16 protein-coding genes are annotated in these 15,272 nt (G+C 68.8%); 7 read left to right on the forward strand and 9 right to left on the reverse strand.

Translation table 11 applies throughout. The features are described from left to right. The 3 genes from CON77_RS01825 to CON77_RS01835 form a co-directional block, all read left to right on the forward strand. Window positions 1–663: metal ABC transporter ATP-binding protein (locus CON77_RS01825; protein ID WP_101047253.1), on the forward strand; the 663-nt coding region annotated here is incomplete at its 5' end. Next, window positions 663–1,532, forward strand: a complete 870-nt coding sequence (locus tag CON77_RS01830; protein WP_198552238.1) for a metal ABC transporter permease — start codon at window positions 663–665, stop codon at window positions 1,530–1,532. The genes CON77_RS01825 and CON77_RS01830, both read left to right, overlap by 1 nt. Window positions 1,533–1,540: 8 nt before the next feature. Beyond that, window positions 1,541–2,488, forward strand: coding sequence for a metal ABC transporter solute-binding protein, Zn/Mn family (locus tag CON77_RS01835; protein ID WP_101047257.1), 948 nt, complete (start codon window positions 1,541–1,543; stop codon window positions 2,486–2,488). Between the two features lie 18 nt (window positions 2,489–2,506). Here the strand turns inward: CON77_RS01835 and CON77_RS01840 are convergent, their stop codons facing one another. The 8 genes from CON77_RS01840 to CON77_RS01875 all read right to left on the reverse strand — a co-directional run bounded on the left by CON77_RS01840 (window position 2,507) and on the right by CON77_RS01875 (window position 8,127). Continuing rightward, window positions 2,507–3,178, reverse strand: a complete 672-nt coding sequence (locus CON77_RS01840) for a DsbA family oxidoreductase (protein WP_101047259.1) — start codon at window positions 3,176–3,178, stop codon at window positions 2,507–2,509. A gap of 36 nt (window positions 3,179–3,214) precedes the next feature. Then, window positions 3,215–4,471 (reverse strand): putative Na+/H+ antiporter, encoded by a 1,257-nt coding sequence (locus CON77_RS01845; RefSeq protein ID WP_101047261.1) that lies wholly within the window; start codon window positions 4,469–4,471, stop codon window positions 3,215–3,217. Window positions 4,472–4,627: 156 nt separating this feature from the next. Further along, a complete protein-coding gene (gene minE, locus CON77_RS01850; RefSeq protein WP_101047336.1) occupies window positions 4,628–4,888 on the reverse strand; it encodes a cell division topological specificity factor MinE in 261 nt (86 codons plus the stop codon). Between the two features lie 5 nt (window positions 4,889–4,893). Beyond that, window positions 4,894–5,706 (reverse strand): septum site-determining protein MinD, encoded by an 813-nt coding sequence (minD, locus tag CON77_RS01855; protein ID WP_101047263.1) that lies wholly within the window; start codon window positions 5,704–5,706, stop codon window positions 4,894–4,896. Between the two features lie 21 nt (window positions 5,707–5,727). Continuing rightward, on the reverse strand, window positions 5,728–6,465 hold the full coding sequence (minC, locus tag CON77_RS01860) for a septum site-determining protein MinC (RefSeq protein WP_101047265.1): 738 nt from the start codon (window positions 6,463–6,465) through the stop codon (window positions 5,728–5,730). A 384-nt stretch (window positions 6,466–6,849) separates the two neighbouring features. Then, a complete protein-coding gene (locus tag CON77_RS01865; protein WP_101047267.1) occupies window positions 6,850–7,365 on the reverse strand; it encodes a Spy/CpxP family protein refolding chaperone in 516 nt (171 codons plus the stop codon). 112 nt (window positions 7,366–7,477) lie between these two features. Next, window positions 7,478–7,918: a Cu(I)-responsive transcriptional regulator gene (cueR, locus tag CON77_RS01870; protein ID WP_101047269.1), complete on the reverse strand. Its 441-nt coding sequence runs from the start codon at window positions 7,916–7,918 to the stop codon at window positions 7,478–7,480. Between the two features lie 11 nt (window positions 7,919–7,929). Further along, entirely contained in the window at window positions 7,930–8,127 is a 198-nt protein-coding gene (locus CON77_RS01875; RefSeq protein ID WP_101047271.1) for a heavy-metal-associated domain-containing protein, read from the reverse strand. 133 nt (window positions 8,128–8,260) lie between these two features. Between CON77_RS01875 and CON77_RS01880 the strand changes: the two genes are divergently transcribed. Continuing rightward, the gene (locus CON77_RS01880; protein ID WP_101047273.1) at window positions 8,261–10,570 is read left to right on the forward strand and encodes a heavy metal translocating P-type ATPase; all 2,310 of its coding nucleotides are present in this window, start codon (window positions 8,261–8,263) and stop codon (window positions 10,568–10,570) included. A 338-nt stretch (window positions 10,571–10,908) separates the two neighbouring features. Continuing rightward, window positions 10,909–11,493, forward strand: coding sequence for a hemerythrin domain-containing protein (locus CON77_RS01885; RefSeq protein WP_101047338.1), 585 nt, complete (start codon window positions 10,909–10,911; stop codon window positions 11,491–11,493). 13 nt (window positions 11,494–11,506) lie between these two features. Here CON77_RS01885 and CON77_RS01890 read toward each other — a convergent pair whose 3' ends face one another. Beyond that, a complete protein-coding gene (locus CON77_RS01890; RefSeq protein ID WP_101047275.1) occupies window positions 11,507–12,871 on the reverse strand; it encodes an aspartate aminotransferase family protein in 1,365 nt (454 codons plus the stop codon). Window positions 12,872–12,913: 42 nt separating this feature from the next. Between CON77_RS01890 and CON77_RS01895 the strand changes: the two genes are divergently transcribed. Continuing rightward, on the forward strand, window positions 12,914–14,161 hold the full coding sequence (locus tag CON77_RS01895; protein ID WP_101047277.1) for a YbfB/YjiJ family MFS transporter: 1,248 nt from the start codon (window positions 12,914–12,916) through the stop codon (window positions 14,159–14,161). Between the two features lie 169 nt (window positions 14,162–14,330). Next, on the forward strand, window positions 14,331–15,272 hold the full coding sequence (speB, locus tag CON77_RS01900; protein WP_101047279.1) for an agmatinase: 942 nt from the start codon (window positions 14,331–14,333) through the stop codon (window positions 15,270–15,272).

The raw sequence follows: 15,272 nt of genomic DNA on the forward strand, positions 1-15,272 counted from the left end.
CCCAACGGCGCCGGCAAAAGCACGCTGCTCAAAGGGCTGGCCGGCCTGATGCGGCCGCTGCAAGGCCGCGTCCAGGGCCCGGCAGCGCACGAAGTGGCCTACATGCCGCAAACGTCCCAGATCGACCGCAGCTTTCCCATCGGCGTGTTCGACATGGTGGCCATGGGCCTGTGGCGCGAGACCGGCGCCCTCGGTCGGCTCGACCGGGCCCAGCGCGAACGCTGCCACGAGGCGCTGGCGGCGGTCGGCCTGTCCGGTTTCGGCCAGCGCACCCTCGACACCCTCTCGGGCGGACAGTTCCAGCGCGCGCTGTTTGCCCGCCTGTCGCTGCAGAACGCCGCGCTGATCCTGCTGGACGAGCCCTTTGCCGCCGTGGACGAGCGCACCACCGAGGAACTCACCGCCATGCTGCAGCACTGGCAGCGCGAGGGCCGCACCGTCATCGCCGTGCTGCACGACCTGGAACTGGTGCGGCGCCATTTCGACCACGTGCTGCTGCTGGCGCGCGAGGCCCTGGGCTGGGGGCGGCCGGACGAGGTGCTGGTGCCCGAACGCCTGGCGCGGGCGCGCGGCCTGCACGAAGCCTTCGACGACGACGCCCCGCTGTGTGAGGCCTCCACCCCGGCCCGCCCCGGCGCCACAGAAAGCGCGGTGCACGCATGATGGACCTGCTCTGGCAGGGGCTGCTCGGCCCCTTCGTCGAATTCGGCTTCATGAAACGCGCCTGGGCCGGCAGTCTGGTGCTGTCGCTCAGCGCCGCGCCACTCGGGGTCTTCCTGATGCTGCGCCGCATGAGCCTGATGGGCGACGCCGTGGCCCACGGCATCCTGCCGGGTGCCGCGCTGGGCTACCTCTACGCCGGCCTGTCGCTGGGCTGGATGACGCTGGGCGGCATCGCCGCCGGCATGGTGGTGGCGGTGGTTTCGGGCCTGGTGGCGCGCTCCACCGTGCTCAAGGAAGACGCCAGCCTGGCCGCCTTCTACCTCCTGTCGCTGGCGGTGGGGGTGCTCATCGTCTCGACCCGCGGCAACAACGTGGATCTGCTGCACGTGCTCTTCGGTACGGTGCTGTCGCTCGACAACGACGCCCTGCTGCTGTTGGGCGCCCTGTCCAGCACCACCCTGCTGGGGCTGGCCCTCTTGTACCGGCCGCTGGTGCTGGAGTGCCTGGACCCGGCCTTTTTGCGCCAGGTCAGCCGCTGGAGTCCGGTGGCGCACTACGGCTTCCTGGGCCTGCTGGTGATCAACCTGGTGGCCGGCTTCCACGCCCTGGGCACCCTGATGTCGGTCGGCCTGTTGGTGCTGCCGGCCGCGTCGGCGCGTTTCTGGGTGCAGAAAGTCGGCGCCATGCTGGCGCTGGCGGCGGGCTTTGCGCTGCTGGGCTGCACCGCCGGCCTGCTGCTGTCCTTCCACGCCGACTGGCCCAGCGGCCCCACCATCGTCCTGTGCCTGGGCGGCATTTACCTGCTCTCACTCGTGCTGGGCCGCCAGGGCCTGTACCCATCCCGTCCCCATTCTCACCTCAGGGCCTGAAGCTGCGCATGAAAACCCCCTCCATATCCACCCGCCTCCGCCACACCGCAGGGCTGCTGCTCAGCACCCTCGGCCTGGCCGTGGCCGCACCGGCCCCGGCCAGCGACAAGGTCCAGGCCGTGGCCACCTTCAGCATCCTGGGCGACCTGGTGCAACAGATTGGCGGCGACCGGGTGGACGTGACGGTGCTGGTGGCCCCGGGGGGCGACAGCCACATGTTCCAGCCCAGCCCCACCCAGGCTCGCCGCGTGGGCCAGGCACAGGTGCTGTTTTCCAACGGCCTGGGCTACGAGCCCTGGGTGCTTCGGCTGTTGCAGTCGGCCCGCTTCAAGGGCCAGCACACGGTCGTGAGCGCAGGCGTCAGCCCCCTCAAGGCGGGTGGCGGCGCTGCGCCGGACGCGCACGGCCACCAGCACGGCCACGGCGCCAACGACCCGCACGCCTGGCAGGACGTGGCCCGCGTCAAACGCTACGCCCAGAACATCGCCACCGGCCTGTGCACGGCCGACCGCACGGGCTGCCCCGTGTACCAGCGCAACGAACAGGCCTACCAGGCCGAACTCGACGCCCTGGACCGCGAAATCCGCGCGGCCTGGAGCGCGGTGCCCCCGGCACAGCGCCAGGTCATCACCTCGCACGACGCCTTCGCCTACTACGGCCAGGCCTATGGCGTGCGCTTCCTCGCGGCGCAGGGGTCGAACACCGGTTCCAACGCCTCGGTGCAGAACGTGGCCAAGCTGGTGCGCCAGATCAAGGCCGAGCGCATCCAGGCCCTGTTCGTGGAAAACATCTCGGACCCGCGGCTGGTCGAACAGATCGCCCGCGAAACCGGCACCCGGCCCGCCGGCACCCTGTTTTCCGACTCGCTCACCGCCGCAGACGGCCCCGCGCCCAGCTACCTGGCGCTGATGCGCCACAACACGCACGCCCTGGTCAAAGCCGTGCAGGGCCGCTGAGCCCCAAGCCGGCGCCGCTCAGGCGTCGGCGGCTGAAGCGGCCTGGGCCGCGATTTCGCGCAGGGCCTGTTCGTAGGCCTCGACCGGCTGGCCGCCCGAGATCAGGTGGCGCCGGTTGACGATGACGGCCGGCACCGCGCGGATGCCGGCCTGGGTGAAGAAGGCTTCGCTCTCGCGCACAGCGTCGGCGTATTCGTCACTGGCCAGGATGGCGTGGGCCCGGGCCGAATCCAGCCCGGCGTCCACCGCGGCCTGCACCAGCACAGCCGGCTCGTCCATGGCCTGGCGGTCGCGGTGGCAGGCCATCAGCAGGGCCATTTTCAGGGCCAGCTGGCGCTCGGGGTGTGCCTCGCCGGCCCAGTGCAACAGGCGGTGGGCGTTGAAGGTGTTGTAGATGCGGCCCCGGCCATCGGGGTTGAACTCGAAGCCCACCGCGGCCCCGCGCTCGCGGATGGTCTGGCGGATCTGCGCCTGCTGTTCGGAAGTGGAGCCGTATTTTTCGCTCAGGTGTTCGCCAATGTCCTGGCCCCCCGGGCCCATGCCCGGGTTCAACTCGAAGGGGTGGACACGCACCAAGGCCACCACCTCGGGGTGCAGGCGCTCCAGGGCCAAGGCCAGGGACGACAGGCCCACGGCACACCAGGGGCAGGAAATGTCGGAAACGAAATCGATCTGCACGGTCTGTGTCATGGCCAGGAAAGGGAATTGGAGGTGTGGGGCCCGGGGTCAAAGCAGGCGGAACGCCAGCACCGCCACCAGGGTTGGGGGCAGGGCGGCTACCAGCAGACCCAAGGGGTTGATGGTGCCATCCTCGAATTTTCCACGCAGGATGGACACCCCGGCCGGGTTGGGGGCATTGGCGATCACCGTCAGGCCGCCACCGGTGACGGCACCGGCCACCAGGGCGATCTTGAACTCGTCGCTCAAGCCTTCCACCAACGAACCGAGGTAGGTGAGCGCGGCGTTGTCGGTGATGGCCGTCAACGCCGTGGCCCCAAAATACACCGTGGTGGCATCCATCTGCATCAGCACCGGCTGCAACCACCACTGCTGCTGCCCACCCAGCACCACCAGCCCTGCCAGGAAGAAGGCCACCAGCAGGCCTTCACGCAGGATCAGGCGGTCCTGGTGACGGGCGTAAGCGGTGGCAAAGCCCATGAAGAACAGGAACAAGCCCATGAACACGGCCGCGTGGTGGGCAAACACCACGACGCCCAACAGAAACAGCAGGTGCACCGCCACCACCGGCCAAGGCACCGCAGCCGTCTGCTGCACCGGCGACTGGGCCATGTGCCCCAGTTCGCGGCGGAACAGCAACATGGCAGAACCGGCATTCACCAACACCGCCACAGCGGCTTTCCAGCCGAAGTTGGACACCATGAACCACAGGTCCCAGTTCCACTGGGCCGCCACCATCAGCACCGGGGGTGCGGCAAAGGGGGTGAGCGTGCCTCCGATCGAAATGTTGACGAACAGCACCCCCACCGTGGTGTAGCGCAGCACACGCGACACCGGCTGCGCGAACAGGGTGTCGCGCAGCATCAGGGCGGCCAGGGTCATGGCCGCCGGTTCGGTGATGAAAGACCCGAGCAGGGGCACCAGGGCCAGCACCAGAAAGTACATGGCCATGCCCCGCGGCATGGGCAAAAAAGTGGCCACCAGGCGCACCAAGGCACCGGCGAACTGCAAGATGGCCCGGGTGCCTGCGATCACCATGATCGCGAACACGAACATGGGTTCGGTGAAGTTCCGGCTGTCGAGGTAGGCGGTGGCGGCCTGCTTGCCGCTGATGGCGAACATGAAGACCATGAGCACCATGGCCCAGAAACCGAACACCACCTCGACCTCGCCCAGCAGGTGCCAGATGCCGGCGTGGCGCGGCTGGGCGTGCGCCAGGCGCTCGAAAAATTTGGTGGAAAACGTGTGCAGGACGGCCAGCCCGAACAGGGCAGCACCGATGGTCTGGATCAGTGTGGGATTCATGGGTCGAGGAAGTGCCGCGAGGCGGCCCGACCTTCGCATGAACCTGCCCACCACCCATCCGCGGAATGGACACCCGTTTGCAGTTTAGTCCGAAACGCAATTCCCCGCGTGTGCACAGGGAACTGGCGCGGCGAACCCTGGCCTGTACCGCCCGGGTCAGCGGGCGTCCGGCAGCTCGATCTTGACTTCCAGCACTTCCAGGTTGTCCTGGCGGTCCAGCTGCACCTTGATGTCGTCCGGGTTGATCTTGATGTACTTGCCGATCACCGCCACCAATTCCTGCTGCAAGGCAGGCAGGTAGTCGGGTTCGGCGGCGTTGCGGCCGGACCGTTCGTGGGCCAGGATGATCTGCAGGCGTTCTTTGGCGACGCTGGCCGTCTTCTTTTTTTCGCCCAACAGGAAAGACAGGAAGGACATGCCGCTCACCTCCCGAACAGGCGTTTGAAGAAGCCCGGTTTTTCGGCCTCAATGAAGCGCAGCGGCTTGTCTTCGCCGAGGAAGCGCTCGATCACGTCCTTGTAGGCCTCGGACACGTCGCTGCCCTGCATGTGCACCGCCGGCACGCCTTGGTTGGAGGCTTGCAGCACGCTTTCGCTTTCCGGGATCACGCCGATCAGCGGGATGCGCAGGATGTCCTGGATGTCTTCCAGCGACAGCATCTGCCCGTCTTGCACCCGGGTCGGGTTGTAGCGGGTGATGAGCAGGTGCTCCTTGATCGGCTCGCCGCCGTCCATGGCGCGCTGGGTCTTGCTGCCCAGCATGCCCAGGATGCGGTCGCTGTCGCGCACGCTGGAAACCTCGGGGTTTGTCACCACCAGGGCCTCGTCGGCGTAGTGCATGGCCATGAGCGCACCGGTCTCAATGCCCGCGGGCGAATCGCAGACGATGTAGTCGAACTCCATGGCGGCCAGGTTTTTGAGCACGCGCTCCACGCCTTCCTGGGTGAGTGCGTCCTTGTCGCGCGTCTGGCTGGCGGCCAGCACGTACAAGTTCTCGCACTGCTTGTCTTTGATGAGCGCCTGGTTCAGGTTGGCTTCGTTGTGGATGACGTTGATGAAGTCGTACACCACGCGCCGTTCACAGCCCATGATCAGGTCGAGGTTGCGCAAGCCGACGTCGAAGTCGATGACGACGGTCTTGAAGCCCTTGAGCGCGAGGCCGGTGGCAAAGCTGGCGCTGGTGGTGGTTTTGCCCACACCGCCCTTGCCGGAAGTCACGACAACGATTTTGGCCATTTTGGGGGTTCTTTCAATGCATCAAAGGATGAGTTCGAGCAACAGCTTGTCGCCGTCGGGGCCGCTGTGCAGGCGCACCTGGGCCGGTTTGCCGCGCACATTGTCGGGCAAAGCCACGTCGCTGGTGCGGTACACGCCGGCGATGGAGACCAGTTCGGCCTCCAGCGACTGGGCGAAGATGCGCGCGTCGGCGTTGCCCAGGGCACCGGCGATGGCCTTGCCGCGCAGGGGCGCGTAAACGTGGATGTGGCCGTCGGCGATGACTTCGGCCCCGGGGTTGACCATGGCCAGCACCACCAGGTCGCGCCCACGGGCGTAGACCTGCTGGCCGGAGCGCAGTGGCCGGTCCACCACCAGGGCTGGGGGAGTATTGGGCACGGCCGCAGGTGCGGGCGGCGGGGGGGGCGGTGCCGCGTTCTGGGCCCGCACCCAACTGGCTTCGTCTGCCCGCACCAGCCCGGCACTGGCCGCGGCATTCTGGTGTGCCGGGCTGCCACCGCGGTAGGCCACCGGTTTCAGGCGGAAGCGGCGCAACACCGCCAGCACGGCCTGCATTTCCAAGGGGCTGGTGGCACCTTCCAGGCCGGTCATGTCGATCAGCAGCGGGTCCTGGTCGAAAAAGTCGGGGGTGCTGCCGAAACGCCCGGTCAGGTCCTGTTCCAGCACCGCCGGGTCGGCCGAACGCAGCAACAGCGCCACCAAGGGCAGTTGTGCGCTCTTGATTTCGAAGGACACGGCGCCGGCGGCGGGAGAAGACATGCGGTGTGGGCGGGGAAAACTCAAATCTTAACAGTCGGCACCACACATTCTGGAGAGTGCTGGGCCATGGTGCACCCGGGTTCCTGGCGCACGCCCAGGTTTGCCATGGCTATTTGTCTTTGTTCTTATTTTTCAAAATAGTCGTAGTAGTAGAGCCCGCCCCTGGCTGTGCACAAGACCCAAAAAACCCGTCGGATCATGCACTTGCTTGCGTGTCAAAGGTGTGGACCGAGGGCCGGCAAGGGCGTGGGCGATTGGGTACAACTTTCCACTTGCTCTTCGAGCTGTGGATAAGATTCAACTTGTTCAAGTTTTGTCCACAGGGTTGTGGATGGCAAAAAAAAACCAGCCCGGAGGCTGGTGTGGGGCAAAAGTGGCCAGGATTCAGCCGTGGCGGTGTCCATGCGGGCCACCATGGCGGCCGGGACCGCCCATGCCGTCGAGGCGCAGGTGCTGGGCGTCGAACACTTTTTGCTGTTCGGGGCTGAGCGTGGCGTAGAAGCGCTGCAGGGCTTCGATCCGTTGGCCCATGCGGGCCTGGCGGGCAGCCTGGAAGGCCTGCATCTTTTCCAGGCGTTGCGGCGTGGTGAGCCGCGTCCAGTCGTCACGCTCCAGCCCTTGGTGCGGGGTGGGACTGGTTTGCAGGGCCTGGGTGAACTGCTTCCAGGCGCCTTCCTGGGCCGGGGTCAGTTTTAGGGCGGCCTTCAGTTGGGCCTGGTGTTCGGCCATGCGTTGGGCCCCACGTTCGGCGTGGCGCTGGTGCAGGCGTTCGGCGCGCGGACCATCGGCCGGGCCGTGGCAGGTGCCGCGGTCGCCGGTGGCGGCCCAGGCGGCGGCGGTGGTGCCCAGCACGCCGGCGGCGGCCAGGGTCAGGAGAAGGCGTTGGGTGCGGCGTTTCATGGTGTGTCCTTTCGTGTGAACCACCCGGTGGTGGGGTGTGTTCAGTGTCCGTGGCCCATGTGTCGCGGGTGTGCGCCAAAAGTTGCGCTTGTGTAAAGCCTGGCCGCGGCGTTCAGGGGCGGGCCAGGTCGTCGAGGATGGGGCAATCCGGCCGGTCGTTGCCCTGGCAGCACTGGGTCAGGTGTTGCAGGCTGCGCTCCATGGCCTGCAGCTGTTCGATGCGCAGCCGCAGTGCCGCGACGTGGCGCTGGGCGATGCGCTTGACCTGGCCGCTGGTGCGGGCCTGGTCGTGCCACAGACCGACGAGCTCGCCGATGTCGGCCATGGAGAAACCCAGGTCGCGGGCGCGCTTGACGAAGCGCAGGGTGTGCACGTCGGCGGCGCTGTAGAGGCGGTAGCCGCTGTCGGTGCGGCCCACCGGGGCCAGCAGCCCGAGCGCCTCGTAGTGCCGCACCATCTTGGCCGACACGCCCGACAGGGCCGCGGCCTGGCCGATGTGCACCGGCCAGTTGCTGCCGCCGCGGTCGGACGGCGGGGTGGCATGGGCCTGCATTCGGGCGGGTGTCAGGCCTCGACCCGGTAGCCTTCTTCGGCGATGGCCTGGGCGATGGTGTCGCGGGTTTGGGTGGAATCGACCTCGACCTTGTTCTGCTGGCGGTCGATGCGCACCTGGGCCTGAGGGTCGGCGGCCTTGATGGCCTGGGTGACGGCTTTTTCGCAGTGGCCGCAGGTCATGCCGGTGACGGTGAGGGTGTGGGTCATGGGGGCTCCAAAGGGGGGATCAACAAGGGAACGTATGGGAGTATGAACCTTTCCATGGTGGGAAGGTCAAGGGGGCGACCGGTGGTCGGTGGGGGCTTGACTCTGACACGGTGTCAAGGTTCATACTGCTCGTATGAACACAAAAACCGCTCCCCTGGACGGTGCCGATGGCACCGTCTGCGAACTGGACCTGGGTATCGGCGGCATGACCTGCGCCTCCTGCGTGTCGCGGGTGGAAAAGGCCCTGAAAAAGCTCCCTGGCGTGCAGGACGTCACGGTGAACCTGGCGACCGAATCGGCCCGGGTGCGCTGGACCGACAACGCGGCCGCCGAGGACGCTGCCGGCCAGCCGGCCATGGCCGCCCGCATCCAGCGTGCGGTGCGCGACGCGGGTTACGAACCCCGGCCGGTGCTGGCAGACGACCACACGCAGCAGGCCGCCGTGCTGGGGGTGCCGCGCGACGCCTGGCCGGTGCTGCTGGGGGTGGTTTTGTCGCTGCCGCTGGCCGGTCCCATGGTGGGCGACCTGTTCGGTCAACACTGGATGCTGCCGGCCTGGGTGCAGTTCGTGCTGGCCACACCGGTGCAGTTTGTGCTGGGCTGGCGCTTTTACCGGGCGGGCTGGCACGCGCTGAAAGCGCGCACCGGCAACATGGAACTGCTGGTGTCCATCGGCACCAGCGCCGCCTGGGGTATGAGCACCTGGTTGTGGTGGCGCGCCGAACCGGGCGAGATGGTGCACCTGTACTTCGAGGCCTCGGCCGTGGTCATCACCCTGGTGCTGCTGGGCAAATGGCTGGAAGCGCGCGCCAAACGCCAGACGACCGAGGCCATCCGCGCCCTGCACGCGCTGCGCCCCGAACTGGCGCACCTGATGCCCGACGGCGTCAAGCGCGAAGACGTGCAGGACGTGCCCGTGGCCGAACTCTTGCCCGGCGACGTGGTGCTGGTGCGCCCGGGCGAACGCATGCCCGCCGACGGCGAAGTGCGGCAGGGCCAGACGCAGGTGGACGAATCGATGCTGACCGGCGAACCCATGCCGGTGGCCAAACAGCCCGGCGACCGTGTCACCGGCGGCAGCCTGAACGGCGACGGCGCGGTGCAGGTGACCGTGACGGCGGTGGGTTCACAGAGCGTGCTCAACCGCATCATCGCGCTGGTGCAGGACGCGCAGGCGGCCAAGGCCCCGGTGCAGCGACTGGTGGACCGGGTGGCGGCGGTGTTCGTGCCCACGGTGCTGGTGATTGCGCTGATCACCTGCCTGGCTTGGTGGTGGCAGGGCGCGCCGCTGGAAGACGCTTTGCTGCACGCCGTGGCGGTGCTGGTGATCGCCTGTCCCTGTGCCCTGGGCCTGGCCACGCCCGCGGCCATCATGGCCGGCACCGGGGTGGCGGCCCGGTACGGCATCCTGATCAAAGACGCCGAAGCCCTGGAAGTGGCGCACCGGGTGGACACCGTGGCCTTCGACAAGACCGGCACCCTGACCGTGGGCGAACCCCGGCTGGTGAAGCTGGTGCCCGCCGCCGGCGTGGACGAAGCCGGGGCCTTGCAGGCCGCGGCCGCCTTGCAGGCGCAAAGCGAACACCCGCTGGCGCGGGCGGTGGTGCAGGCCGCTGCAGCGGCCACTGCCGACGCGCAGACCGCCGAGGACGTGCAATCCGTGCCCGGCCGCGGCACGCATGGGCGGGTGCAGGGCGCCTGGATTTACGTGGGCAGCCTGCGCTGGATGGAGGAACTGGGGCTGACACTGGGGCCCTTGGCTGCACAGGCCCAGGCGCTGCAGGCCGAGGGCGCCACCGTGTCCATGCTGGCCATGGGGCAAGGTGCCGAGGGTGGCGAGCCGGACCGGGTACAGCCCCTGGCGCTGCTGGCCTTTGCCGACGAAGCCAAACCCGGGGCCGCCGAGGCCGTGGCCGAACTGCGCGCGCGCGGCCTGCGCCTGACCATGATTTCCGGCGACAACCGGGGCGCGGCCGAGGCCATGGCGCGCCGCCTGGGGTTGCGGCCCGACGAAGGCGAGGTGCTGGCAGAAGTGCTGCCCGGCGACAAGGCCGCGCGCGTGGCCGAGTTGAAGGCCGGTGGCCACCGCGTGGCCATGGTGGGCGATGGCGTGAACGACGCCCCGGCCCTGGCGGCGGCCGACGTGGGCTTGGCCATGAGCCATGCACAGGGCGGGTCCGATGTGGCCATGCACGCCGCCGGCATCACCCTGATGCGCGGCGACCCCCGGCTGGTGGCCGCGGCGCTGGACATCTCGCGCCGCACCGTGGGCAAGATCCGGCAGAACCTGTTCTGGGCCTTTGTTTACAACGTGGCCGGCATCCCGCTGGCGGCGCTGGGCTTCCTGAACCCGGTGGTGGCCGGTGCCGCGATGGCGCTGAGTTCGGTGAGCGTGGTGACCAATGCGCTGTTGCTCAAACGGTGGCGTCCGCCGGGGGTGTGAAGCGGTGTTGTGGGGCGGCCAAGGGCTTTCTGACTGTCTTCATATGAATCTATTTTTCAAAGTAGTGGTAGTAATAGAAGCGCCATCGACCTTGTGCACAAGCCCGGAAAGTTTTTAAAAATCAAAGGCTTGCCCTGGCGCAAAGGGTGTGGACCAGGCCCCCGGATCGCCGCGGGCGATTGGGGACAACTTCCTACTTGTTCCATGGGGTGTGAACAACTTTTAGGTTGTGCCTTTTTTGTCCACAGGGTTGTGGGGGCCGAACCCCGCTTGACCTGCGTCAAGCCCCCGACCGTGGGCTGCTGCCATGCTCTGGGGCCATGAAGGAGACCTTGCCCATGGCCACCCCCGCTTCCCTGCGCATCATCCGCGACGAACACATGGCGCTGTCGGCCATGCTGCGGTCGCTGCACCTGCTGGTCCAGCAAGGGCCGGGCACCGACCCGAAACGCTTTTTCGACAGCCTGCGCGCCATGCTGTTCTACATCGACGAATTTCCCGAGCGCCTGCACCACCCGAAAGAGTCGAATCTGCTGTTCCCGCGCGTGGTGCGGCTGGCGCCGCAGACCATGGCCACGGTCGAACGGCTGGAGCAGGACCACCTGCGCGGCGAGGCCGCGGTGCGCGAGCTGCAGCACCTTTTGCTGGCCTGGGAACTGCTGGGCGAGACCCGCCGCGCGGCCTTTGTGGACGCCTATGAGCGTTACCACCGTTTCTATCTGGAGCACATGAGGCTGGAAGAGCAGGACATCCTGCCCGAGGCGGAAAAGCACCTGAGCGCCGAGGACTGGCGCGAGCTGGACCAGGCCTTTGCCAGCAACCGCGACCCTTTGACCGGCCAGTACCCGGCCGCGCCCGAATACGAGCGGCTGTTCCAGCGCATCCTGCACGACGCGCCGGCCCCCATCGGTCTGGGCGCTTGAGCGGCGCGCCCGTTCAGGCGGGTAGGGTGGCCAGCAGTTCGTCGAAGTGGCGCAGCAGTTGCTGCACCTCCTTTTCGCCGGTGGCGGGGGCGCAGAGCATCATGCTGTGGAAGGGGGTGAGCAGCACGCCCCGGTTGAGCATGAACAGGTGGGTGAAGGCTTCCAGCTCGGGCTGCCCGTGGTCGCGCACGTCTTGGGCGTGGCGCGGGGTGTGGGGCATGAACTGCAGTTCCAGGCGCGCGCCGATGCGGGTCACGGTCCAGGGCCGGCCCGCCGACCGAATGCGTTGCAGCAGCCCGGTTTCCAGGGATTCGGCCTGTGCCAGCATGGGCCGGTAGCTGTCGGGCGTGTGCAGGTGTTGCAGGGCGGCGTGGAGCGCGGCCACCGTCAGCGGGTTGGCGGTGAGCGTGGTGCCGATGCCGCTGTGGCCTTCGGGCGCCTGGTCTTTGGCTTGGCGCATGCGCCAGGCCAGGGCGTCGGTGAAACCATAGACGGCACACGGCAGGCCACCGGCCACGGCCTTGCCCGCCACCAGCAGGTCGGGTTGCAGGCCGTGGTGGCGGGCGTAACCGCCGGGACCGCTGGAGAGGGTGTGGGTTTCGTCCAGCACCAGCAGGGTGCCGTGGCGCCGGCACAGGGCTTGGGCCGCGTCCCAGAAACCGGGGGTGGGCGGCACCAGGCCACAGTTGGTGAGCGCAGGTTCGGCCAGCAGCGCGGCCACCTGGCCGTCGGCCAGGGCGGCTTCCAGCGCGTCCAGGTCGTTGAAAGGGACGACGCGGGTGTAGGCGTGGTGGTTGTGCACCTGGCCCAGCACCGAGGGCCGGGCCAGGGTGGCGCCACTGGCCGGGTCCCGGTCCACCAGGGTGTCGTCCACGGCGCCGTGGTAGCAACCGTCGAACACCAGCAGCTGGGGCCGGCGCGTCACGGCGCGGGCCCAGCGCAGCACGAAGCGGTTGGCGTCGCTGGCCGTCAGGGCCAGTTGCCAGCAGGGCAGGCCGAAGCGCTGCGCCAGCAGTTCGCCGACTTCGGGGGTTTGTGTGGCGGGCAGCATGCAGGTCAGGCCGCGCGCCGCCTGGCGGGCGATGGCCTCGGCCACGGGCGCCGGGCTGTGGCCGAACATGGCGCCGGTGTCGCCCAGGCAGAAGTCGGTGTGCTGCAGGCCGTCGGCGCATTCCAGCGTCACGCCCTGGGCCTGGCGCACGAACAGCGTGGCCGGGGTGGGCCAGTCGCGCATCCAGTGCAGGGGCACACCGAACAGAAAGTGCGCCTGCGCCTGCTGGGCTAGGGCCAGCGATTGGGGGTGCGCGGCGACGAAGCGCTGGCGTTCGGCCTCGAACAGCGGCGCCAGCCAGGGTTTGGGTGGGGCGGTGTCACTCATGGTGCCACAGCTTAAGGGGGGCTTGCCGCAGAATGCGGAACCATGTCCACCTTGCCCGACAGGTCCGCTTCGACCCCATCCGCCGCCTGGGACCGGCGCGGCCTGCTGCTGGCCGTGGTGCTGTCGCTGGGGGCGGCGGTGTCGCTCGGCGTCACGCGCTTTGCCTATGGCCTGCTGCTGCCGCCGATGCGCGCCGACCTGGGCTGGAGCTACACCCTGGCCGGGGCCATGAACACCTTCAACGCCATCGGCTACCTGCTGGGGGCCTTGGGCGCGCCCTGGCTGATGCGGCGCCTGGGGCCGGAGCGGCTGCTGCTCTGGGGTGCGGGGCTGGCCAGCGTGTTCATGGCGGGCAGTGGCTTTTTTGTGGACGCCACGCCTTTGTTGGTGCAACGCTTGCTGGCTGGATTGGCCAGTGCCTGGGTGTTCGTGGCCGGGGGCCTGCTGGCCGCCCGGCTGGGGGCGCACTGGCCCCGGCGCAGCGGCCTGCTGCTGGGCCTGTACTACGGGGGCACGGGTTGGGGCATTGTGGCCTCAGCGGTGTCGGTGCCGTGGGTGTTGCAGGCCATGGTCGACCGGCCCCACGCCTGGACCTGGGCCTGGTGGTGGCTGGCCGGGCTGTGCGTGGCGGCCACCGCGGCCCTGGCCTGGGTGGCGCGGGCCCTGCGCCGGCACGAGACCGGAGTGAGCAGCGCACCCGTACCGGCGTCGGCGCAGGCCGTGGGCGTGCCCGCCCCCGTGTCGCTCTGGCGTTTTGGCCCGGCATTGGCGGGTTACACCTTGTTCGGGGTGGGCTACATCGGCTACATGACTTTTGTGATCGCGCTGCTGCGCGACCAGGGCCACGCCAGCGCGGCCATCACCTTTTTTTACAGCCTGCTGGGGCTGGCGGTGGTGGCGTCTTCCCGCATCTGGGCCGGCCTGTTGGACCGGCACCGCGACGGCCAGCCCCTGGCCCGGCTGAACGCGCTGCTGGGGGTGGCCACGGTGCTGCCCGCGCTCACCTCGACCTGGCCGGTGCTGCTGCTGTCGGGGCTGATGTTCGGTGGGGTGTTCCTCTCGGTGGTGGCCTCCACCACGGCCTTGGTGCGGCACAACCTGCCGGCGGCGCGCTGGGCGGCGGGCATCAGCGCCTTCACCACCGTGTTCGCGGCCGGGCAGATCGTGGGGCCCACGGTGGTGGGCTTCATCGCCGACGGTCCGGGCGGGCTGGAGCGTGGCCTGCTGTTCTCGGCGGTGGCGCTGTGGCTGGGCGCGGCGTTGGCCTGGCGGCAGAAAGCCCTGGTCTGACCTCTGCGGCCGAACGCCCCTGCACCGGTCGCGTGGTCCGGTCCGGGCGCCGAGTGGCCGCCACACCGGCCCTGCCAATGGCACCATGGGCACGGCGGCTTGGCGCTAAGGTACAGGGCCATGGGCAGGCCTTGGGGGGCTTGCCGCCACGGATGGAAAAGGACGCTCCATGGCCCTGGGTGAATTTGCCTACGCGCAGAACAGCAACCGTTTTCTGGCCGCCGCGCCGCTGGCCGGCCAGCCCTTCGCGGTGGTGGGCGTGCCGTTCGACGGTGCCGTGACCCACCGACCCGGGGCCCGGTTCGGCCCGCAGGCCATCCGCGCCGCCAGCCTGATGCTGTGCGACGGCATCCACCCGGTGTTCGACGTGTCGCCCCTGCCACATCTGGGCGATGCGGGCGACCTGCGCCTGCCCAACGCCTCGCCGTTGGCCGAGGTGCGCAGCCACATCCAGCGCCAGGCGGCGGCGCTGATGGCGCGGCACCACTGCGTGTTTCTGGGGGGCGACCATTCGGTGACTTTGGCCTTGCTGCGCGCGGCCCGGGAACGCCACGGCCAGCCGCTGGCGCTGCTGCACTTCGACGCCCATTGCGACACCTGGACCGACCATTTCGGCGAACCCTCGGGCCACGGCACCTGGACCTACGAGGCCCTGCAGGAAGGCTTGGTCAGCCCCGCGCACACGGTGCAGATCGGTATCCGCTCCAGCGGCGAACGGGCGGCGCGCGAGTACGTCAAGGACCAGGGCGGGCAGATTTTCACGGCGCGCGCCTTGCGCGGTCTGGACGGGGCAGGGCTGGCGCCGGTGTTGCAGTCCGTCCGCGAGCGCATCGGGGCGCGGCCCTGCTACCTGACGCTGGACATCGACTGCCTGGACCCGGCCTTTGCGCCCGGCACGGGCACGCCCGAGCCGGGGGGCATGACGAGTTCGCAGGTGCTCACGGTGCTCGAAGGGCTGGCCGACCTGAACTGGGTGGGCATGGACTGCGTGGAAGTGGCGCCGGCCTACGACCACGCCGAGCTGACCAGCCACGCCGCCGCCACCTTCGTCTGGACCTACCTGAGCGCGCAGGTGGCGCGGCGTGGCGCCTCGACCACGCCGGCGGCCTGA

The organism is Macromonas nakdongensis (assembly GCF_002837145.1).
Taxonomy (GTDB): Bacteria; Pseudomonadota; Gammaproteobacteria; order Burkholderiales; family Burkholderiaceae_C; genus Macromonas_B; species Macromonas_B nakdongensis.